Consider the following 19,883-nt stretch of genomic DNA (forward strand, 5'->3'; position numbering starts at 1 on the left):
GAAGATGAGACTATGCGTGACACCGTAAAAATACGAAGCCGCTCCTCTGCTGAGAAACGGCGCCCCAGCATGTTCTGGGTGCTGGCTTCGCTCATTCTGCCGGCCTGGTCGTGCATGGTGCGGTATCGTTTTACCCCCGATTCACAATTACCCAAGACCGGGCCGTTCATCCTGTCGCCGAATCACTACAGCGAAATCGACCCCATCGCGGTCGGTGCGGGCGTGTGGCATCTCGGTCGACTCCCGAGGTTCATGGCCAAGGCGAGCCTCTTTCGAAATCCGCTCATTGGGTGGGTGTTCCGTTCCACCGGACAGGTGCCGGTAGAGCGTGTGGGGACTGCGGGTGCGAGCGCGTTGGGCGCGGCCGGGGAATTGATCCGCAATAACTCCGGGGTGATTGTGTATCCCGAGGGTTCCCTCACTCGCGATCCGGACCTGTGGCCGATGCGCGGAAAGACCGGGGCGATCCGCCTGGCGCTCGAATCTGGAATCCCAGTGATCCCGATGGCGCACTGGGGCACGCAAGAGCTGATGCCAAGGTACGCGAAGCGGATCCACCCCATCCCGCGGAAGACCATTCACGTCGCGGTGGGCAAGCCCCTCGACCTCTCTCGTTTTCAGGGTCGCGAGATCGATCAGAAGACGGTCACCGAGGCCACCGAGGTGTTGATGACCGAGATCACCAGGCTTCTCGCGGGACTGCGCGGGGAAGAACCGCCCACAGAGCGCTGGAATCCGGGCAAGCACCAGCAGAGCGAAACGGGGCGCTTTTGACGACCCGTCCCATCGATATCGTCACCGCGAACCTGCGGCGCAATCGCGGGCGCAAGGTTGCCGTGATCGGGGCGGGCAGCTGGGGTACCACCTTCGCGAAGGTGCTCGCCGATGCGGGTTGTGACGTGACCGTGTGGGCGCGCAGGCCCGAGCAGGCGCAGGAGATTCAGGTTGCCAAGCGCAACTCGCAGTACCTGCCCGGCATCAACCTGCCGAAGTCGCTGAAGGCGACCAGCGAGGTGGATCAGGCGCTGCGCGGCGCGAAGCTCGTATTCTTGGCTGTGCCGAGCCAGACGCTACGCGAAAATCTCCGTGACATTGAGCCGCATCTCGAACGCGGCAGCGTGCTCGTCAGCCTCGTGAAGGGGGTGGAACGATCCACCACCATGCGCATGTCGGAGGTGATTGCCGACACCCTCGATATCGGTCCTGAGCGAATCGGGGTGCTCTCGGGCCCGAACATTGCGCTCGAGATCGCGAAGGAGCAGCCCACGGGCGCGGTGGCCTCGAGCGGATCGATCGAAGTGGCGCTCGAGATCGCGACCGCATGCTCAGCCAAATACTTTCGCACGTATGTGAATACCGACGTGGTGGGTACCGAGCTCGGCGGCGTGCTCAAGAACCTCATCGCGCTGGCCATCGGCATCGTCGATGGGGTGGGCTACGGCGAGAACACAAAGGCCGCGATTATCACCCGCGGTCTCGCCGAGATGACGGAATTTGCGGTGGCATCGGGGGCGGATCCGAGCACGCTGGCCGGGCTCGCCGGCCTGGGCGACCTCATCGCGACCTGCCAGTCGCCGCTCTCGCGCAACAACACCGCGGGGCGATTGATCGGGCAGGGCTTCTCGCTCGAAGAAACGAAGCAGCAGATGCAGCAGACCGCCGAGGGCATCACGTCGGTGGCCTCGGTGCTCGAGCTCGCGCATGAGCGCGGGGTGCCGATGCCGATCGTCGAGCAGGTGCAGATGGTGCTGAGCGGAACCATGGCACCGAAAGACCTGGGGCCTCACCTGGCCACCGAAGATGATGTGCCCAAGCCCGAGCTGAGTCTCGGCGGCGAGAAGCCGGGCGCCTGGCGCCGATTTGTTGACCGATTGAAGGGAACCCCCGCGTGAGCGCAGAAGACCTGTGGCCCAAGAAGCGCACCGTCGTGTTGCTGTTCGGCGGCCGCTCCAGCGAACACGAGATCAGCTGTGTTACCGCTGCCGGGGTGCTGCGATCCATCGATCGTTCGCGGTTTGACGTGATCCCGGTCGGTATCTCCAAGCGCGGGGCGACGGTGCTGCTCGGCGAGGAGGACCTGTCGAGTTACCGGCTGGAGGCGGGCGCGCTGCCCGAGGTTCCCGAGAATGGCACCCGGGTGCTCTGGCCTGCGTCGACCGAGACGAGCACCCTCACCGTCATCGAGCAAGACGGGCACCTGCGTTCGCTCGGTCACGTCGACGTCGTGCTACCCATGTTGCACGGCACCTTTGGCGAGGATGGCACCGTGCAGGGCATGCTCGAGCTGGTCGACCTTCCCTACGTCGGAAGCGGTGTGCTCGGCTCCGCGCTGTGCATGGACAAGCACGCGGTGAAGACCGTGCTCGCCGACGCAGGCATCGCCGTGGCGCCGTGGCGGATGGTAACGCGCGAGCAGTTGGAGCGTGATCCCTATCTCGTAGACAGTCTCGCCGATGGCCTCACCTACCCGCTCTTTGTGAAGCCGAACCGAGCGGGGTCGAGCGTCGGTGTGAGCCGCGTCACCGAGCCGAGCGGCCTGGGCCCGGCCCTCGAGCTCGCCTTCGCGGAGGACCGCGTGGTGCTCGTGGAGTCGGGGGTTGCCGGGCGTGAGGTCGAGATCGGGGTGTTGCAGGGCCGAGACGGCGCGCTGCCGCGCACGAGCGCGGTCATCGGCGAGATCGTGTTCACCGGCCGTGACTTCTACGACTACGAGGCGAAGTACCTGGGGGCAGCGGGAATCGAACTCGCACTGCCCGCGAAGGTGACCGACGGGGAGTTTCACGCGATCCGCGATGCCGCCGTGCGCGCCTTCGAGGTGACCCAGTGTGCGGGGCTTGCCCGCATCGACTTCTTCCTCACCGAAGCAGGCCCGGTCTTGAACGAGATCAACACGCTGCCCGGTTTCACTCCCATCTCGATGTACCCGCGGCTGTGGGAGGAATCGGGAATGGGCTACACGGCGCTCATCACCGAACTCATCGAGCTCGCACTCGAACGGCGCACGCGATGAGTGGCGAAAAGCCCGGCACCGAGGTGCTCGTCTCCTACGTGCACGGTGGCGCGGGTATGCCGGAGGGGTTTCGACAGGGGCTCACCGACTCTGCCGAGCGCGTTAGCGGGCTGCTGCGCGAGCGCGGCCTGTCGGTGCGCATCATCGACGCGGCAGAGCCGGGTGTCGCGCCCGCTGAGGCGCTCGCGGGAGCCTCGGGGCTGATCGTGCTGGGCGGCGGTGATGTCGCGCCAGAGGTGTACGGTCAGGCTGCCCTGGTCGATAACCTCTACTACGTCGACGCCGCCGCGGATCGCTTCGAGATTGAACTCGTGCGCCGCGCCTCCGAGGCGGGCACCCCGGTGCTCGGAATTTGCAGAGGGTCTCAGGTCATCAACGTCGCCTTTGGCGGCTCACTCGTGCAAGATCTCGGCCCGGGCCTGCATAATCGCGAGGTCGTCGGCGACCCGTGGACCGATCACGATGTCGCGCTCGAAGCCGAGACGCGGGTGGCTGAGCTGTTCGGTGAGGAGCGGGTCACGGTGCGTACGGGGCACCATCAGGCAGTGGATCGCCTCGGCGAGGGTCTCCGCGTCGCCGCCCGAGCCGACGACGGGGTGGTCGAAGCGACGGAAGGAATCGATCGCTGGATCGTCGGGCTGCAGTGGCATCCCGAGGAGGCGCAGGGCGATCCGATTGCACTCGAACGATTCTTTGACGGATTCTCTGCCGCGGTGCGCGAGGACTCGCTCGAAGGCTAGTCGAAGTCGAGCGTATCGGTGAGGCTCGTGCACTGCCTGGTCTGCGGAAGCAGCTTCGCGACCGCGCCGAGATCCACTACCGTCTCGGTGCCACTGGCCTTCTCTGAGTCAACGATCACGGCGAGACCCGGGCTACGACCGTAGGCCTCGAACTTGTAGAGCGGTGCGTTGTCTCGGTTGATGACCCAGTCGACACCACTGACGTTGACGCAGTCGTCGGTGGTCGGGCCAGTCGGTTCGATGCCGCAATACAGCAGCACACCAGCGGGATCGCCCCACGCCCCGGTGGACTGGGCGTTCGTGGTGCGCCGCTCGAGATCGGCGACCGTATCGGGAAGGCGCACGATGACATCGGCACACGCGGGGTCGTTCGCGTCGGGCGCCGGGTCCATGGGCACGATGCCCGAGCATCCAGTGAGTGTGCTCGCGAGGGTCAGCGTGGCGGCTCCGAGGGCGAGGGCACGTAGACGAATCGACACGGCTCCAGCTTATCGCCGGGTGCCTGGGGGCTGGCCTCGTCTCTGCGACGGTAGGTTGGTGGGCATGGGTGAGCGGCAGACAGTGGATCACGGCCAGACCGTTGGCGAGGTCGGCGAATCGGGGGCGCTGGCGGCGATCCTCGCGCGGCTGCGACCGGCTCGTTCGGCGAGCGTCGGCCCGGGCGACGATGCCGCGGTGCTCACGAGTCGCGGGGACACGGTGGTCACCACCGACACCATGATCGAGGGGCCCGACTTCCGGCTCGCCTGGCACTCCGGCTATGAGCTCGGGTGGAAGCTCGCCGCGACGAACCTGTCTGATGTCGCCGCGATGGGCGCACGCCCGACCGCGCTGACCGTTGCGCTGGCATGCCCGCGAGAGACTCCGGTTGCCCTGCTGGCCGAGATCGCACGGGGCATAGATGCCGCCTGCGCGGAGCTCGCGCCCGGGTGCGGCGTGGTCGGCGGCGATCTAGGCCGGGCTGCGGTTCTGATGGCATCGATTACCGCGCTCGGCGATCTTGAGGGCCGCGGCCCGGTGCTGCGTTCCGGCGCGCGTCCGGGCAATGTGGTGGCGTACGCGGGGGATCTGGGTCTCTCGGGAATCGGCCTCTCTGCCCTGTTTGGGCTTGCCGAGGCATCGGAGTCGAGTGAAGCAGTGCGCCTCGCGGAGCGCCCCCCGACTGATCCTGTTCGAAATCAGACGAGTGACGCGGTGCCCGATGTGAGCTCGGAGCTTGCCCTGCTGCGCGAGCGACACCCAGCTGCCCTCTCGGCGCACCTGGCACCGATTCCGCCGATCCACCTGGGAATCGTTGCCGCCAACGCGGGTGCGACCGCGATGCTCGACGTGTCAGACGGGCTGTCGCTCGATGCGGCCAGGCTCGCGCGCGCGAGTGGGGTCACCCTGGCACTCGACGCGAACCTGCTCGCGGCGCACTTCGGCCTGCAGCGCGGTGAGATCGTGTCGCTTGAGGCGATGCTCACGGGTGGCGAGGATCACGGACTGCTCGCGACGTTCCCGGCCGTGACGACCGCGGAGATTCCTGAGGGGTTTCGCGTGATCGGCGAGGTGGTTGCGACGCGCAGTGAAGGCCCGCTCCTGGTCGGTGGATCGCCGTACGAGCCGCGCGGATGGGACCCCTACGTCATCGGGGCCTCGCCCTCGAGGGGCTGGGACCCCAGCGTCGAAGCCCCGCCCCTTGGGGGTGGGCGCTAGTGGCTCCTTCGTCCCGTGGGAAGGGGCCACAGTCGCCCACCCGGGGTCTTGACGCCGCGACGGGGCTGCCAGCATGCGGTGTCGATGTCTCTGTGTGCGGTGCCGGCTCAGGAACCCGCGGCGAGCCGCAGCGCGGCCCACAGCTCCGCACGAGTGCCCGGGTCATCCAGATCGCGCTCCACCAAACTCGCGGCGGTCTGCATGCGCGCGCGCAGCGTGTGCCGGTGCACCCCCAACGCGGCGGCGGCGGGGCTGGTCTGACCGTGGTGAGCGAGCCACACCTCGAGGCTGTGCGCGATCGCGTCACCGTGCCGCTGATCGTGCTGGCGGAGCGGGGCGAGTAGCCCGAGTGCACGTCGTCGCGCCTCCGGCTCGGCCGCGAGCAGGTCGAACAACCCCGCGTGCATGCTCGGTTGATAGTCGACTGGGCCCGGGGTGGTCTCGCCCGCCTTGCCTGGCGCCTTCGCGCGTTCAAGTGCGAGTTCGGCCTGTTCGATGAGTTCGGCCAGGTCGTCGAGTGACCCGCGGGTGCTTACCCCTGCGGGCACATGGTGATCCACCAGCACGCGACGCACGGACGCGACGAGCGTCGCGTCGCAGATCAGCACCGCTCCCACGCCGAAGGGTGCCGTGAGGAGCCCCGCGCTGCTGCCGGCGAGCGAGCGCAGGTCTTCGGTGAGTTTCGCGCCGAAGTCGGCAACGTGGTCGATACGCACCGCCGCGACCCGGCCCCGGGGGAGGCGCGAGAGCACCCCGCGTGCGACCCGTTCGGCGAGCTCGGTCTCGCCCGCGAGCAGCAGCTGCACGACGGCTGACCGCAGCGCCACCTCGGCCTCACCGAGCCCCGTGCGGTGCTCCAGTTGCACCGTCGCGAGCGATGCCACGAGCCCAATCAGTGTGCGCTCGGCGTGGTCGGGGGTCGTGCTCGCCGGGGTCACGAGCACTCCCAGCAGGTGCCCGCTGCGACCGAGGGTTTGTAAGTGGATCGGCACGTCGCCCAGACTTCGCACGCGACTGGCGCGAGTGCCGCGTTCGATCAGGTCGCGCGACTCTCGGCGGATCCACTCGGCCTGTGTCGAATTTCGCTCGGTGCGCGGCGCGAAGTCGATCAGCCTACCGGTGCGGTCGGCGATGGCGACCCACTTGCCGAGGCGGGCGGCGGCCTCGCGCACCGCCGCAGCGATGCCGTCGCGCTGCAGTGCCGCGCTTGCCACGGCGCGCTGCGATTCGAGTGCCCAGGCGTCGCGAGCGTGCGACTGCGCATCGAGGAGCCTGGCCGCGGTCTGCACGATGGCGATGAACGGGGTTTCGTACGGCACGCGAAACAGGGGCAGACGGAGCTTCTCGCAGGCCTCGATCAGCAGGGGAGGGGTGCGCTCCCACACGATGCCGACACCGAAGCCGAGTGCGGCGACACCCGCGGACTGCAGGCGCTCGACGTAGGCGTTTGCCTGTTCGATGGTGAGGCTTGCGGAAAACTGGTTGCCGGTCGTGAGGAGCACCGTGCGGGGAGTGAGGAAGGGCGTGGGATCGAGCATGTCGCTGCCGTGCACCCACAGCACGGGGAGCTCGGCAGTTGCCTCGGAGGCCTCCTCAGAGCTGCCTGCAATCAGCACCAGCCCGAGCGGGTATTGGCGGATAAGCGTGCCCAGCTCGATCGTGGGGTGCAGCGGGAGCGAGGGGGTAATCACCGTGCCTCCTTCGGGAGAGTCCAGCCCGCGGGCCTCGATTGCCATAGTGGCGAATCTTGCTTCTACAAATCACCATAGTGGCAAATTGCCGGCGGCGGCTGCGAGCCTATGCTGGGTGCAGGATCCACCGGCGTTGGTGCTGGGGATCGAATCATCGCGACTGCTCCGGCAGCGCACGCACAGAAGGAGAAGTTTCGATGTCAGATGTCACTCTTCAGGGCGGCCCCTCGCTGCCACAGGAGCGCAAGCTTGTCACCGCTATCCCCGGCCCCAAGTCGCAGGAGCTCATGGCGCGCAAGAACGCGGCCGTTGCCTCGGGCGTGGGCGTGGCACTGCCCGTCTCTATCGTGGCTGCCGGCGGTGGCGTCATGGTCGATGCCGATGGCAACTCGCTCATCGATCTGGGCTCGGGCATTGCGGTCACGGGCGTCGGCAACTCGGCTCCTGCCGTGGTCGAAGCAGTGGTGAACCAGGTACAGCAGTTCACCCACACGTGCTTCACCGTCACCCCGTACGAGGGATACGTAGCGGTCGCTGAGAAGCTCAACGAATTGATCCCCGGTGATCACGAGAAGCGCTCTGCACTGTTCAACTCTGGTGCCGAAGCCGTTGAGAACGCGATCAAGATCGCACGTCACTACACCAAGCGCAACGCAGTGGTCGTCTTCGACCACGCGTATCACGGTCGCACCAACCTCACCATGGGCATGACCGCCAAGAACATTCCCTACAAGGATGGCTTTGGCCCGTTTGCTCCCGAGGTGTACCGGGTTCCGACCTCGTACCCGTACCGTGACGGGCTCACGGGCGCTGAGGCCGCCGCGATCGCACTGACACAGATCGAAAAGCAGGTCGGAGCATCGAACCTTGCCGCGATCATCATTGAACCCATTCAGGGCGAGGGCGGATTCATCGCTCCCGCCGAGGGCTTCCTTCCCGCGTTGAGCGAGTGGGCAACCAAGAACAACGTCGTCTTCATCCTCGACGAGGTGCAGACCGGCTTCGCCCGCACCGGTGATCTGTTCGCCGCGAACCACGAGGGTGTCGTCGCAGACATCGTGACCACGGCGAAGGGCATTGCGGGTGGCCTCCCGCTGTCGGCCGTCACCGGTCGCGCCGAGATCATGGATTCTGCTCATGCCGGTGGCCTCGGTGGCACCTACGCGGGCAGCCCCATCGCCTGCGCGGCTGCGCTCGCCACGATCGAGACCTACCAGGCCGAGAACCTTGCAGAGCGTGCTCGCGAGATCGGCGCGATCATCGACGAGTTCTTCACCGAGCTGCAGAAGAATGACGATCGCATCGGAGACATTCGCGGTCGCGGCGCGATGAAGGCGGTCGAACTCGTCGAGTCCGGCAGCACCAAGCCGAACGCCGCACTGACCAGCGCGATCGCCAAGTTTGCCGGCGAGCAGGGTGTCATCCTCCTCACCTGCGGCACCTACGGCAACGTGATCCGCTTCCTGCCCCCGCTGTCGATCGGCGACGAACTGCTGCGCGAGGGCCTGCAGGTCGTTGCAGATGCGCTCAAGGCCTCGGCCTGATCCACCTCTGATCAACTGAATTGCGGGGCTCGAACGGCGCACGCTCGAGCCCCGCTCACGAAAGGAAACGACTCATGGCACTGAAGCCCAACGAGCAAGAGTTGCTCGATAGCGTCCAGTCCGGCCTCGGCATCGGCGGCACCTGGCAGCCCTCCGCCACCGGCGCGACCTTTGGCGTGCAGGACCCGGCAACCGGCGAGACCATTAAGACGATCGCTGATGCGACGGTCGAGGATGCCGTGCGCGCCCTCGACGCAGCCGTTGCCGCTCAGGATGCCTGGGCCGCAACCCCGTCACGCGTGCGCTCGAACATCTTGCGTCGCGCCTTCGACCTGCTCATGGAGCGCAAAGAAGACTTCGCGCTGCTCATGAGCATGGAGATGGGCAAGCCCATCGCCGAGGCTCGCGGCGAGGTGAACTACGGTGGCGAGTTCCTGCGCTGGTTCTCCGAAGAAGCCGTCCGCGTGCGCGGCGACTACCGAGAGAACCCCGAGGGCACCGGTCACATGGTCGTCTCGCACATTCCGGTGGGTCCGACCTACTTCATCACCCCCTGGAACTTCCCGCTCGCAATGGCCACGCGCAAGATCGCTCCGGCGCTCGCCGCCGGCTGCACCGTGGTCATCAAGCCCGCGGCACTCACCCCGCTCACCACGATCTTCTTCGTGCAGTTGCTCGAAGAGGCGGGCCTGCCCGCCGGCGTCGTGAATGTGGTGCCGACCTCGAAGTCGAGCGCACAGTCGAGCGCGCTGCTGAGCGACACCCGTCTGCGCAAGCTCTCGTTCACCGGTTCCACTCCTGTCGGCGTGAAGCTGCTCGAGGCCGCCGCGCAGAACGTACTTCGCACCTCGATGGAGCTCGGCGGCAACGCCCCGTTCGTGGTCTTCGATGACGCCGATCTCGACCGTGCGGTCGAGGGTGCGCTGCTCGCGAAGTTCCGCAACATCGGTCAGGCATGCACTGCGGCGAACCGCATCATCGTGCACGAGTCGGTCGCCGACGAGTTCGCGCGTCGCGTGGGCGAGCGCGTCGCGCAGATGACCATCGGTCGTGGCGCGGAAGAGGGCAACGACATCGGTGCGCTCGTCGACGAAAAGGCCGTGGCAAACACCGCGCGCCTTGTCGCAGACGCGGTTGAGACCGGCGCTACCATCGTCACCGGTGGCGAGTCGATCGACGGCCCGGGCCACTTCTTCCAGCCCACCGTGATCGACAACCTCAGCCCGCAGTCGGCGATCATGCGTGAAGAGATCTTCGGGCCGGTGCTTGGCATCATCCGCTTCTCAACCGAAGAAGAGGCTGTCGAGATTGCAAACAGCACCGAGTACGGTCTGGTCAGCTACGTGTTCACCGAGAACATCCACCGCGGCCACCGCATGATTGAGAAGCTCGAGACCGGCATGATGGGTCTGAACACCGGCCTGGTCTCGAACGCTGCGGCCCCCTTCGGTGGCATCAAGCAGTCGGGTCTCGGCCGCGAGGGCGGCTTCGAGGGGATCCACGAGTTCCTCTCGACGAAGTACACCCTGCTGCCGCGATAGGTATTGTCGCGTCGCACGATCCGCACGATCCGAACGATCCGAACGATCCGAACGATCCGCACGGCCCCGTGTGCCCCGTGCGCGAACCGGCCCCGTCAGCTTCGGCTGGCGCGGGCCGGTTTTGCGTTTCCGGGGTCGAGTGTGGTCGCCGAATGGACGCTCTCGCAGGGTTCAGAGGCTCGAAAGCGTGCGCGGATGTCCACCCGAGGGTGACCGGTGAGGTCGGTGGTTGTGCGGCTGACGCTCGCGCAGGCTTCGGACGGCGGGAACCCTGCGCGGGTGTCCACGCGAGCGTGAACGATGTGGACGGTGGCTGAGTCAGAGCGGCAGAACTCGCAAAACGCGATGCGTTTTTCCTAAGCGAGCCGCCTGTCGGCGGCAGAATCTGCGCAACGCTGTGCGTTGCTTCTCGCAGACCGCCTGTCGGCGGCAGAATCTGCGCAACGCTGTGCGTTGCAATCAAGCAGATTCTGCCCACCACAGCGCGGTCTCGCCGTAACGCTTCTCCTTGATGCGTGCGAGACCCGCCGGCCACGTCGGCTCGGGCGAGCGCGTACTTCGCTCCACCAGCACGACCGCATCCTCTGCGAGAAGGGGCACCACCGCAGTGAGATTCGAGGTGAGTTCCTCCTCACCCAACTCATACGGCGGATCCAGCATCACGACATCCCATTTCACCAGTGGATCCAGGCCCTCCAGGAACGCCTGCACCGATTGGCGCGCGACCGTAACTCGGGGGGCCTGACTCTTGGTGAATGCCGCAGTTACGGTCTTCGCGTTCCGCGCGGCAACCTGGGCGGACTGCGGATGCTTCTCGACGAGCGCGACCTCGCTGGCGCCGCGGCTCGCAGCCTCGAGGCCGAGGGCCCCCGAGCCGGCATACAGGTCGAGGACTCGGGATCCACTGTCGAGACCCCACGACCCCAGGGTGGAGAAGATCGCCTCGCGTACGCGGTCGGTGGTCGGGCGCGTGCCCGACTTTGGTACCTCGAGCCGGAGAGACCCGGCCACGCCCGCGATGATTCTGGTCACCCACCCAGGATATCGGGCCTTGGCCAACGGCAGCCGGGCTGTAGCTGTAGCCGTGGCTAGGGGATGGGTGAGCGTGTCGGCACCGGGCGCTAGCCTGGGTGCATGAGCACGATCACCCTCGACACGCGCCTCGATGGCGTCGTCGGTGGGCGCACCGCGAAGGCCCTGGAGAAGGCCTTCGACATGCACACGGTGCGCGACCTGCTCTGGCATTTTCCGCGCCGCTACTCCAACCGCGGCGAGCTGACCCCGCTTGTGGGCCTCCCCATCGGCGAGCACATCACGGTGTTGGCCCAGGTGCTCGATGTGCGTCAGCGCACGATGCAGCGCCGGGGTGGCAGCTTACTCGAGGTGCGTATCACTGATGGTGTGGGCACGCTGCAGCTCACCTTTTTCAATCAGCCGTGGCGGGCAGGCGATTTGCACGCTGGGGTGCGTGGCATTTTCGCGGGCAAGGTGAGCGAGTACAAGGGTCAGCTGCAGTTGCAGAACCCCGATTATCAACTCTTTGCCGATCGTGAGGAGGCTGCGGCAAACGGCTTTCCCGGCGGATCACGGGGTGAACTCGATGGCCCCAGCACCCCTCGTGCCACCGGTGCCCCCGGGCCCCTTGATGACCCCGGCGAGCAACCGGGTGAACGGCCGGGGCAGCTCGAAGTTGCGACCGACAAGTTCGACGAGGCTGCAGCCCTCGCTTTCGCTGAGCGCCCGGTGCCGATTTACCCGGCAACATCGAAGCTCGCGAGCTGGGTGATCCAGAAGGCGGTCGAGATGGCGCTCGATGCGCTTGACCCACAGCTCACGGTGGCGGATCCGCTCCCGCCCGAGGTGCGCGAAGCAGGCGCAGCGATCAAGTTGGGCGTGGCGCTTGAGCTGATCCACCGCCCGGAGCGCCCCGCTGACTGGAAACTGGCGCGAGACAGCATGCGCTTTCGCGAGGCGTTCGACCTGCAGCTCGGGCTGCTCGACCGCAGGCGAAGGCTCGGCGAGGCCCCGAGCACGCGGCGTCCCAAGATTTCCGGCGGGCTGCTCGACATATTCGACGCCGGGCTGCCGTTCGAGTTGACCGCCGGGCAGATCGAGGCGGGCGAGGTGATCTCGCGCGAACTCGCGCGCCCGCACCCGATGCACCGGTTGCTACAGGGCGAGGTGGGCTCGGGCAAGACGATCGTGGCGCTCCGGGCGATGCTCCAGGTCGCCGAGGGCGACGGCCAGAGCGCGATGCTCGCCCCCACCGAGGTGCTCGCCGGGCAGCACTTTCGTAGCGTCACCGAATCGCTTGGCCCCGCGCTCACCGAGAAGCTCCACCCCGTGCTCCTCACGAGCAAGATGCCCGTCGCGCAGCGGCGCAAGGCGCTGCTGGCGATCGCCAGCGGGTCGGCGCGCATCGTGGTCGGCACGCACGCGCTCATCAGCGAGCACGTCGCGTTCTACGACCTCGGGCTCGCGGTGATCGACGAGCAGCACCGATTCGGGGTCGAGCAGCGAGAGGCCCTGCGCCAGAAGGGCAACGAGCCGCACGTGCTCGCGATGACCGCCACGCCGATCCCGCGCACGGTCGCGCTCACCGCCTTTGGTGACCTCGAGACCTCCACCATGCGCGACCTGCCTCCGGGCCGGCAACCGATCGAGACGTTCGCGGTGCCGGTGCACGAGAAGCCCGGGTGGGCCGAGCGCGCCTGGGTGCGCGCCACTGAGGAGGTGGCCAAGGGGCGTCAGGTGTACGTCGTGTGTCCGGCGATCGCCGCGGGCAAGCGGGAAGAGGGCGATGACGAGCCTGCGCCAGAGCCAGATTCGGGGGGCGGATCGCGAGCCACCCCCGATCCAAAGACCCTCGCAAGCGTCGAGCAGACCCTCGAAGAGCTCGCCGGGCGCCCCGATTTTGCTGGGCTGCGGCTCGCCGCGTTGACTGGTGCGATGAAGCCCGACGAAAAGGATCGGGTGATGCGGGCGTTCGCGGCCGGCGAGATCGACGTGCTCGTGGCCACCACCGTGATCGAGGTGGGGGTGAACGTGCCCAACGCCTCGATGATGATCGTGCGCGATGCCGACCGGTTTGGGGTGTCGCAACTGCATCAGCTGCGCGGTCGCGTGGGCCGGGGTGAGCACCCGGGGCTGTGCCTCTTGCTGTCGGGGGCTGAGGAGGGGAGTCACGCGCGCGAGCGGATCGCCGCGGTCGCCGCGACCACCGACGGGTTCGCCCTCGCCGAGATTGACCTCGAGCTGCGGCGCGAGGGTGACATTTTGGGCACGGCGCAGTCGGGTGGGCGATCCACGCTGAAGCTGCTGCGGGTGGCCGAGCACGGCGAGCTCATCGTGCGCGCGCGGGAAGTGGCGGCGGAGCTGCTGCGACGCGATCCACACTTAGAAACCGCGCCGCTGCTGCGGGAGGCGCTTGAGCGAGAGGCCGAGTTGCGGTCGCTCGACAACCTCGCGAAATCGTAGGGTCGACTTCTGAGGTGTTTTTCGGGCTTCGCCGGGGCGCACCCCATAGGCTTAGGGCATGAGCAGTATCGCCGTTGTGCCCGGTTCGTTTGACCCCGTGACTCTCGGGCATCTTGACGTGATTCGTCGGGCCGCCGCAATCTTCGACCAGGTGCACGTGCTGGTGGTGCACAATCCCGGCAAGAACGCGATGCTGCCGATCTCGGAGCGTATGAACCTCATTCAGAAGGCGATTGACGACGATCCCGAGATGCCGAAGGGCAAGATCATCGTCGCGTCGTGGTCGGTGGGTCTGCTCGTCGATTACTGCACCGAGGTGGGTGCGACGGTGCTCGTGAAGGGCATCCGCTCGCAGATCGACGTGGCATACGAGACGCCGATGGTGCTGATGAACCGCAGCCTGGCCGGTGTCGAGACGATCTTCCTCCTGCCCGATCCCGGGCATGCGCACGTGTCGAGCTCGCTCGTGCGGCAGGTGGCCGCGCTGGGCGGCGACGTGTCACCCTATGTCCCGCACGCGGTCGCCAACTATCTCGATACGACGCGTCCCGCCTAGCATGCGCGGCAGCTACGGCGCGTCCATGTCGCGCGAACCGCGGGTCGCGGTGTACTTTGATTTCGACAACATCGTGATTTCTCGGTACGACCAGATCAACGGGCGGCAGGCGTTTCGGCGCGACTTTCCGGGGGCCGCAGGCCGCGAGGCGATGACGCCAGAGGTGCGGGATCGCCTGCGTGCCGCGAACGTGAGCATCGACGCGGTGCTCGACTATGCGGCGACCTTCGGGGCGCTCGCCGTGTGTCGTGCCTACGCAGACTGGTCGCACCCGGTGAACGCCTCGTACCGAGGTGATCTGACGGCCAGAGCGGCCGATCTTGTGCAAATGTTTCCGCTGAGCGTGCGGCGCAAGAACGGGGCCGACATCCGCCTCGCGGTCGACGCGATGGAAGACCTGTTTGTGCTCGACGATGTGACGCACGTCGTGATCGTTGCCGGCGATTCGGATTTCGTGCCGCTCGTGCAGAAGACGCGCCGCATGGGTCGCTACGTCGTGGGCATCGGGGTGGCCGGGGGCACGAGCCGCATCCTTGCGGGTGCGTGCGATGAGTACGCCGACTATGACGCGCTGCTCACCGACGAAGATACTGAGCTCGACGAATCTGAGATCGAGGAAGATCCACTCGATGTGCCAGCGATCGTCAACACCGACATCACCGAGCAGCCGGTGGTGGATCGCCCAGCGCCAGAGGCCGCAAAGTCCGACGCAGCGCATCGGCGTCGTCCGGGGCCGCTGCTGCGCAAGGCGCTGCTGCTGCTCGAGACGAAGACCGACGAGGAATGGCAGCGCGCCTCGGACGTGAAGAACCAGATGCTGCGCATGGATCCCTCGTTCCAAGAGCGGGAGCTGGGCTTCTCCTCGTTCACCGAGTTCGTGAAGGCCTACCTGGGCATCGTCGAACTCGACCTGAGCAGCAGCCCGCACCTCATCCGCCGCAGGCCCGGCGCGCACTGACCGCAGCCCCACACACAGGCTGCATCGAGGAGGCAGCGGTTAGGCTGAAGCGGTGAGTAGCATGCGCCAGTACCAAGAGAACGTTCGCGACATCATGAACCGCCCGGGCGAGATGCGCGAGCGCGAGCGCACGTTCGCCGTACCAGAGGGGTTTGGAGAGGCGCTCGCGACGATTCCCGCGGGCGAGTCGCTCGACCTCGAGGTGCGCCTCGAATCCGTGCACGAGGGCATTTTGGCCTCCGCCCACGTCGCCACCACGATGCACGCGGAGTGCGGCCGGTGCCTCGAGAAGTTCACCGCTCCGTTCGAAGTCGAATTCCAAGAACTTTTCGCGTATACTCCTACGGAGGCCGACGAGTATGGGGTTCACGGTGATCACGTGGATCTTGAACCCCCGCTCCGAGACGCGGTAGTGCTTGCACTTCCGTTCCAGCCTGTGTGTCGCCCGGACTGCGCGGGGCTCGACCCCGAGTCCGGTGAGGTGCGTGATGCCAAGGCTGCAGCCGAGCCCAGTGCGCCGTTAGACCCCCGTTGGGCGGCGCTGGCCGGTTTGCTGGCCGAAAATAATGACGTGGATCGGCACACCGATCCTGGAAGCAAGTAGGAAAGAGAGCATCATGGCTGTTCCCAAGCGTAAGATGTCGCGCTCGAACACCCGCCACCGCCGTTCGGCGTGGAAGGCCGAGGCGCCAAAGCTGGTCAAGACCGTTGAGAATGGTCGCACCGTCTACAGCCTGGCGCACCGCGCTCGCGTAGTCGAGGATTCAAACGGCACCCCGTTATTCCTTGAGTACAAGGGCCGCAAGGTCGCTGACGTTTAAGCAGTCTGGCGTGCACGCAGATCACACTCTGCACGGCACCGAACAGCTGCAAGCTGAGCCGTCGGGCTCGCCTGAGGGCGGCCCCGGCGGCTTTCTTGCGCGGTTCGACGTGGCCGTGACCCCCGAATTGCTCGAGTTGGCGCTCACGCACCGCTCGTGGGCGTATGAGCACGGCGGCGCGCCGCATAACGAGCGACTCGAGTTCTTGGGCGATGCGATCCTGGGCCAGGCGGTCACGGTGAAGCTTTACACCGACTACCCCGAACTCAGCGAGGGCGAGCTCGCCAAGCGTCGTGCGGCCCTGGTGTCGAGCGTCGCGCTCGCGGAGGTCGCTCGCAGCATCGGGCTCGGCTCAGAGGTGAAACTCGGTGTCGGAGAAGAGCGCACCGGCGGCAGGGAGAAGGACTCGATCCTTGCCGATACCGTCGAGGCGGTCATCGGCGCGGTCTACCTGTCGACGAACACGGAGGTCGCTTCGGCGTTCGTGCTCGACCTCATCGAGCCGCTACTTGCCGACCCCGAGCGCTTCACTGTCGCGCTCGATCCGAAGACTTCTCTGCAGGAAGAGGCAGCCGCACGCGGTCTGCCCCACCCGCCCTACGAGACGACCGGAGAAGGCCCGGATCACGACCGTCGGTACACCGCGCGTGTCGAACTCGCTGGTGTGACCGGTCACGGCAACGGCACGAGCAAGAAGGTCGCCGAGCTGGCGGCCGCTCGTCACGCGGTCGAGCAGCTGCGGGCCGGCAGCGGTGCCCCGGCTTCTTCGGGGTCTCAGAAGAAACGCAAGCAGCCGGGCACATAACCCGTGCCAGAACTTCCCGAGGTCGAGGTGGTTCGTGCGGGCCTCGCGCCGGCGATCACCGTTGCGCGGGTCGTCGCGGTCGAGGTGGTGGATCCGCGCGCCCTGAAGCGACACCTGCCCCTCGGCGGTGTCGAAGCTGCGGGCGTCGGTCGTCACGGGGTCAGCCTCGATGCCGAATCGGGGGCGCTTCGCGCCGCCGACTTCGAGCGACGCCTCACCGGGGCGGTGCTCGGCGCTCCCGCGCGGCGAGGCAAGTTCCTGTGGGTGCCGCTCGCAGGCACAGGCGAGGCCCTGCTCGCGCACCTCGGCATGAGCGGGCAGTTGCTGCTGCGCGCCCACGAGGCACCCGACGATAGGTTTGTGCGGATCCACCTGTGGATCTCGCACCCCACGCATGGTGAGCTGCGCCTCGACTTCGCCGACCAGCGTCTCTTCGGGTCGCTTGCGATCGACGCGCTGGTGCCGACGCCAGACGGAAAGCCCGGCGGAATTGGCACGGATCTCGCCGCGATCCCGGGGCAGGCGCTGCACATTGCGCGCGATCCACTCGACCCGGCCTTTGACGACGCGGCGTTCGTGCGGGGCCTGCGCGCGCGCCGCAGCGCGGTGAAGGTGGCGCTGCTCGACCAGACCCTGGTGAGCGGCATCGGCAATATCTACGCCGATGAGGCACTGTGGCGGGCGCGGGTGCACCCCGAAACCCCGGCGTCGCTGCTCAGCGTGCGGAAGGCGCGCGAGTTGCTCAGGGGGACACGCGAGGTGTTCGCGCAGGCGCTCGCCGAGGGCGGCACGAGCTTCGATGCGCAGTACGTGAACGTGAACGGGCAGGCGGGGTATTTCGCCCACTCGCTCAACGCGTACGGGCGCACTGGGGCACCGTGCCCGCGGTGCGGCACGCCGATCCGCAAGATCACCCTTGTGGGGCGCTCGTCGCACTTCTGCCCGAGGTGTCAGCGGAAACGTGAGCAGCAGGGAGTGTGAAGTCGTTCACGGCTTCGTACTCCTGTCAGACGGATCCACCGCGGTGCTGGTCTCAATACCGGCGCCCGACGACCTTCGCTGAGACGAGCATCCATACGGTGATCAACAGTGCGATCGAGAATAGTCCCGTGAGCGAATACAGCAACACGGGTGAGTTTACTGCCGCGTCACCCTCCGGCGGCTCTGGCGGTTCGCCTGAATCGGCGAGGAAGTCGCCCTCCGGCACACTTTCGCTGGTCGAGAGGTTCTGTGCGTCAATGAGCACTTCAACGCTCGTCGTGAGGCCAGCAGCAGTGAATTCAACCTGCACGTGATGCACCCCAAGCCCTAGCGCTGGCAATGCCACCTGCGCGTGTCCATCTTGAACCTCAAGTTCCGTGTCCAGAATTGTGCCGTTCAGTGCTACCAAGCCGTCCCCATCAACCAGCTCTCCAGGGCTGGCTGCAGTTAACAACGAAGCGGTGGAAATGTTGGCCTCGCCTGCATTCGCGGGCTCGTCACAGGCATCGGCTGATCCACTGACTTCCACCGGATGTGTCAACACACACAGATGAAGGAGTACTGGAAAATCGGATGGCACGGGAACGACGTACCGCGGAATAGATCGAGATGGATCCAGTGTGCTGCCTTCGATAGCGTCCTCCGGGCAGTATTGCATGGTCACGGCTTCGCGGCCTTCTGGGTCGAGGCCGAGCGTGGCAAAACACTCTGTTGCAATATCGAAAGCATGCACGACTTGCTCTGGGAGATCCTCTGGGGAAGCCTGCTCGGAAAATTCCTCTAACTCGTCCTCTTCCCACAAAGGGACCGAGCCGGGGCGGTCGGGCGAACCGATGACCTTGCAGGCTCCCGTGAGCGGGATGCCGAAGCTTGATACACGATATTGGTAGGCCTCAACGAACACGGTGCCCGGAGGGCAGGTGGGTACGAGCGACGACTTCTGGAGCTCGTCGTCGGTCTCGTCCTCGAATGCGTGGTTCTGGAAGAGTGCAAGCAAATCGTCGTGACGGTCTTGGTCCCACAGTGTTGAGCGAGGCTTCGCCGCCAAGTAAGTGCGAATGTCAGAGCAAGCGTCGACTTCCTGGGTAATGCACCACTCAAGGGGATCAGCAGAGTCGGGCAGCAACGGATCCGAAGGCGACGTGTCAGCGGGATAACCCGAGGTCACCGTGAGTATCGCGGCCTCCAGATCACCGTGACTATGCGACTCGGTCACTGCTACTGCCGACTGCAGGGGCGATGCCATGGCGGGATCTGCCACACCGGTGGGAGCCACACCGACTGCGCCGGCAAGTGCGAGGGCCCCGAACAGTCGAAACATGCCGATGTGAATGGTATTCATACTTGCACGCTATCTCGCAAGAGCTGAGATGTCACCCTGGGTCATCTGACTCGCCACGCCGGAATGCCGTCAGCTCTTCAAGCTCGAGTGCCAACCGCTCCACCCGTTGCGTCGCCTCGTTGCCAGGGTGTTAGCACCGGCGGTGAGTGGCAACGCATGTGGCTTGCTTGCAATGAACCAGTTGTACAGTTGCGGAGTTCAAATGTACAATTTAAGGATGATTACTCTCGCTTCGTCAGACGCTCGAAAGAATTTTGCTGACGCTGTGCGCCAAGCCCAATCTGACCCGGTAATCATCGAAAAGCGTGGCCAACGGGAAGCGGTGATCATTGCGCCGGAACTGTTCGATCGTTTCGTGGAAGCTGCCGAGGAACTTGAAGATATCACTGCGTTTGATGCAGCGATGGAAGAAGAAGGCGACAACATTCCCTGGGATGAAGTGAAAGCAGAGTTGGGCTGGGTGTGAGCTATCGCATCGAAGTTCGCCCTGCCGCGCTGCGAGCACTTCGTAAGATTCACCCTGATGATCGCAAACGAATTCAAGGCGCGATCGCACTGTTGGCTCAGGAACCGAGACCGCCCGGCGCGACAAGTCTGCGCGGCCGCGATGGCATCAGAGTTCGCGTGGGTGACTATCGGATTATCTACACCGTTCAAGGCGAAGTGCTGCTTGTCGTCGTCGTAGGCCGTGGGCACCGAAAAGAGATCTATCGTTAAGG

At 66.0% G+C, this 19,883-nt stretch carries 20 protein-coding genes; 16 read left to right on the forward strand and 4 right to left on the reverse strand.

The genetic code is table 11. From position 1 onward, the window contains the following. The first annotated feature begins 12 nt into the window (after window positions 1-12). The 4 genes from ACTNFK_RS04920 to ACTNFK_RS04935 are packed head-to-tail and all read left to right on the forward strand — an operon-like array spanning window position 13 to window position 3,750. Window positions 13-774 carry a lysophospholipid acyltransferase family protein gene (locus tag ACTNFK_RS04920; protein ID WP_435936289.1) on the forward strand — a complete coding sequence of 254 codons (762 nt, stop codon included), beginning with the start codon at window positions 13-15 and terminating at the stop codon, window positions 772-774. Then, a complete protein-coding gene (locus ACTNFK_RS04925; RefSeq protein ID WP_433645863.1) occupies window positions 771-1,892 on the forward strand; it encodes an NAD(P)H-dependent glycerol-3-phosphate dehydrogenase in 1,122 nt (373 codons plus the stop codon). Before ACTNFK_RS04920 ends, ACTNFK_RS04925 begins: the two co-directional genes overlap by 4 nt. Then, window positions 1,889-3,010, forward strand: coding sequence for a D-alanine--D-alanine ligase family protein (locus tag ACTNFK_RS04930; protein WP_435936290.1), 1,122 nt, complete (start codon window positions 1,889-1,891; stop codon window positions 3,008-3,010). The genes ACTNFK_RS04925 and ACTNFK_RS04930 overlap by 4 nt, the downstream gene beginning before the upstream one ends. Beyond that, complete coding sequence (locus ACTNFK_RS04935) at window positions 3,007-3,750, forward strand: gamma-glutamyl-gamma-aminobutyrate hydrolase family protein (protein ID WP_435936291.1); 744 nt, start codon at window positions 3,007-3,009, stop codon at window positions 3,748-3,750. The genes ACTNFK_RS04930 and ACTNFK_RS04935 overlap by 4 nt, the downstream gene beginning before the upstream one ends. Here ACTNFK_RS04935 and ACTNFK_RS04940 read toward each other — a convergent pair. Further along, window positions 3,747-4,229 (reverse strand): DUF3515 family protein, encoded by a 483-nt coding sequence (locus ACTNFK_RS04940; protein WP_435936292.1) that lies wholly within the window; start codon window positions 4,227-4,229, stop codon window positions 3,747-3,749. The genes ACTNFK_RS04935 and ACTNFK_RS04940 overlap by 4 nt on opposite strands. A gap of 64 nt (window positions 4,230-4,293) precedes the next feature. Between ACTNFK_RS04940 and ACTNFK_RS04945 the strand changes: the two genes are divergently transcribed. Beyond that, window positions 4,294-5,448 carry a thiamine-phosphate kinase gene (locus ACTNFK_RS04945; RefSeq protein ID WP_435936293.1) on the forward strand — a complete coding sequence of 385 codons (1,155 nt, stop codon included), beginning with the start codon at window positions 4,294-4,296 and terminating at the stop codon, window positions 5,446-5,448. Window positions 5,449-5,555: 107 nt separating this feature from the next. Here the strand turns inward: ACTNFK_RS04945 and ACTNFK_RS04950 are convergent, their stop codons facing one another. Continuing rightward, complete coding sequence (locus tag ACTNFK_RS04950) at window positions 5,556-7,184, reverse strand: PucR family transcriptional regulator (protein ID WP_435936294.1); 1,629 nt, start codon at window positions 7,182-7,184, stop codon at window positions 5,556-5,558. A 152-nt stretch (window positions 7,185-7,336) separates the two neighbouring features. Between ACTNFK_RS04950 and gabT the strand changes: the two genes are divergently transcribed. Together gabT and ACTNFK_RS04960 are read left to right on the forward strand one after the other, a co-directional pair. Further along, entirely contained in the window at window positions 7,337-8,683 is a 1,347-nt protein-coding gene (gene gabT, locus ACTNFK_RS04955) for a 4-aminobutyrate--2-oxoglutarate transaminase (protein WP_435936295.1), read from the forward strand. 74 nt (window positions 8,684-8,757) lie between these two features. After that, window positions 8,758-10,224: an NAD-dependent succinate-semialdehyde dehydrogenase gene (locus tag ACTNFK_RS04960; protein ID WP_435936296.1), complete on the forward strand. Its 1,467-nt coding sequence runs from the start codon at window positions 8,758-8,760 to the stop codon at window positions 10,222-10,224. Window positions 10,225-10,683: 459 nt separating this feature from the next. On the opposite strand, the gene rsmD is transcribed toward ACTNFK_RS04960, so the two are convergent. Continuing rightward, on the reverse strand, window positions 10,684-11,256 hold the full coding sequence (gene rsmD, locus ACTNFK_RS04965) for a 16S rRNA (guanine(966)-N(2))-methyltransferase RsmD (protein WP_435936297.1): 573 nt from the start codon (window positions 11,254-11,256) through the stop codon (window positions 10,684-10,686). Window positions 11,257-11,358: 102 nt separating this feature from the next. Between rsmD and ACTNFK_RS04970 the strand changes: the two genes are divergently transcribed. From ACTNFK_RS04970 to mutM, 7 genes are all read left to right on the forward strand, one after another. Then, window positions 11,359-13,701: an ATP-dependent DNA helicase RecG gene (locus tag ACTNFK_RS04970; RefSeq protein WP_435936298.1), complete on the forward strand. Its 2,343-nt coding sequence runs from the start codon at window positions 11,359-11,361 to the stop codon at window positions 13,699-13,701. Window positions 13,702-13,759: 58 nt separating this feature from the next. Beyond that, window positions 13,760-14,257 carry a pantetheine-phosphate adenylyltransferase gene (gene coaD / locus ACTNFK_RS04975; protein WP_435936299.1) on the forward strand — a complete coding sequence of 166 codons (498 nt, stop codon included), beginning with the start codon at window positions 13,760-13,762 and terminating at the stop codon, window positions 14,255-14,257. Between the two features lie 25 nt (window positions 14,258-14,282). Further along, window positions 14,283-15,215, forward strand: a complete 933-nt coding sequence (locus tag ACTNFK_RS04980) for an NYN domain-containing protein (protein WP_433645852.1) — start codon at window positions 14,283-14,285, stop codon at window positions 15,213-15,215. A 61-nt stretch (window positions 15,216-15,276) separates the two neighbouring features. Beyond that, the gene (locus ACTNFK_RS04985; RefSeq protein WP_435936383.1) at window positions 15,277-15,819 is read left to right on the forward strand and encodes a YceD family protein; all 543 of its coding nucleotides are present in this window, start codon (window positions 15,277-15,279) and stop codon (window positions 15,817-15,819) included. Between the two features lie 13 nt (window positions 15,820-15,832). Further along, window positions 15,833-16,036: a 50S ribosomal protein L32 gene (rpmF, locus tag ACTNFK_RS04990; protein ID WP_433645851.1), complete on the forward strand. Its 204-nt coding sequence runs from the start codon at window positions 15,833-15,835 to the stop codon at window positions 16,034-16,036. 109 nt (window positions 16,037-16,145) lie between these two features. Further along, window positions 16,146-16,841 carry a ribonuclease III gene (rnc, locus tag ACTNFK_RS04995; RefSeq protein WP_435936384.1) on the forward strand — a complete coding sequence of 232 codons (696 nt, stop codon included), beginning with the start codon at window positions 16,146-16,148 and terminating at the stop codon, window positions 16,839-16,841. Window positions 16,842-16,844: 3 nt separating this feature from the next. Next, window positions 16,845-17,822, forward strand: a complete 978-nt coding sequence (gene mutM, locus ACTNFK_RS05000) for a bifunctional DNA-formamidopyrimidine glycosylase/DNA-(apurinic or apyrimidinic site) lyase (protein WP_435936300.1) — start codon at window positions 16,845-16,847, stop codon at window positions 17,820-17,822. 52 nt (window positions 17,823-17,874) lie between these two features. On the opposite strand, the gene ACTNFK_RS05005 is transcribed toward mutM, so the two are convergent. Then, complete coding sequence (locus ACTNFK_RS05005; RefSeq protein ID WP_435936301.1) at window positions 17,875-19,164, reverse strand: hypothetical protein; 1,290 nt, start codon at window positions 19,162-19,164, stop codon at window positions 17,875-17,877. 217 nt (window positions 19,165-19,381) lie between these two features. Between ACTNFK_RS05005 and ACTNFK_RS05010 the strand changes: the two genes are divergently transcribed. Next, complete coding sequence (locus ACTNFK_RS05010; RefSeq protein WP_433645848.1) at window positions 19,382-19,630, forward strand: type II toxin-antitoxin system Phd/YefM family antitoxin; 249 nt, start codon at window positions 19,382-19,384, stop codon at window positions 19,628-19,630. After that, a complete protein-coding gene (locus tag ACTNFK_RS05015; protein ID WP_435936302.1) occupies window positions 19,627-19,881 on the forward strand; it encodes a type II toxin-antitoxin system RelE family toxin in 255 nt (84 codons plus the stop codon). The genes ACTNFK_RS05010 and ACTNFK_RS05015 overlap by 4 nt, the downstream gene beginning before the upstream one ends. The last annotated feature ends 2 nt before the right edge of the window (window positions 19,882-19,883 follow it).

The sequence above is a fragment of the Leucobacter fengyongliangi genome, assembly GCF_052386045.1.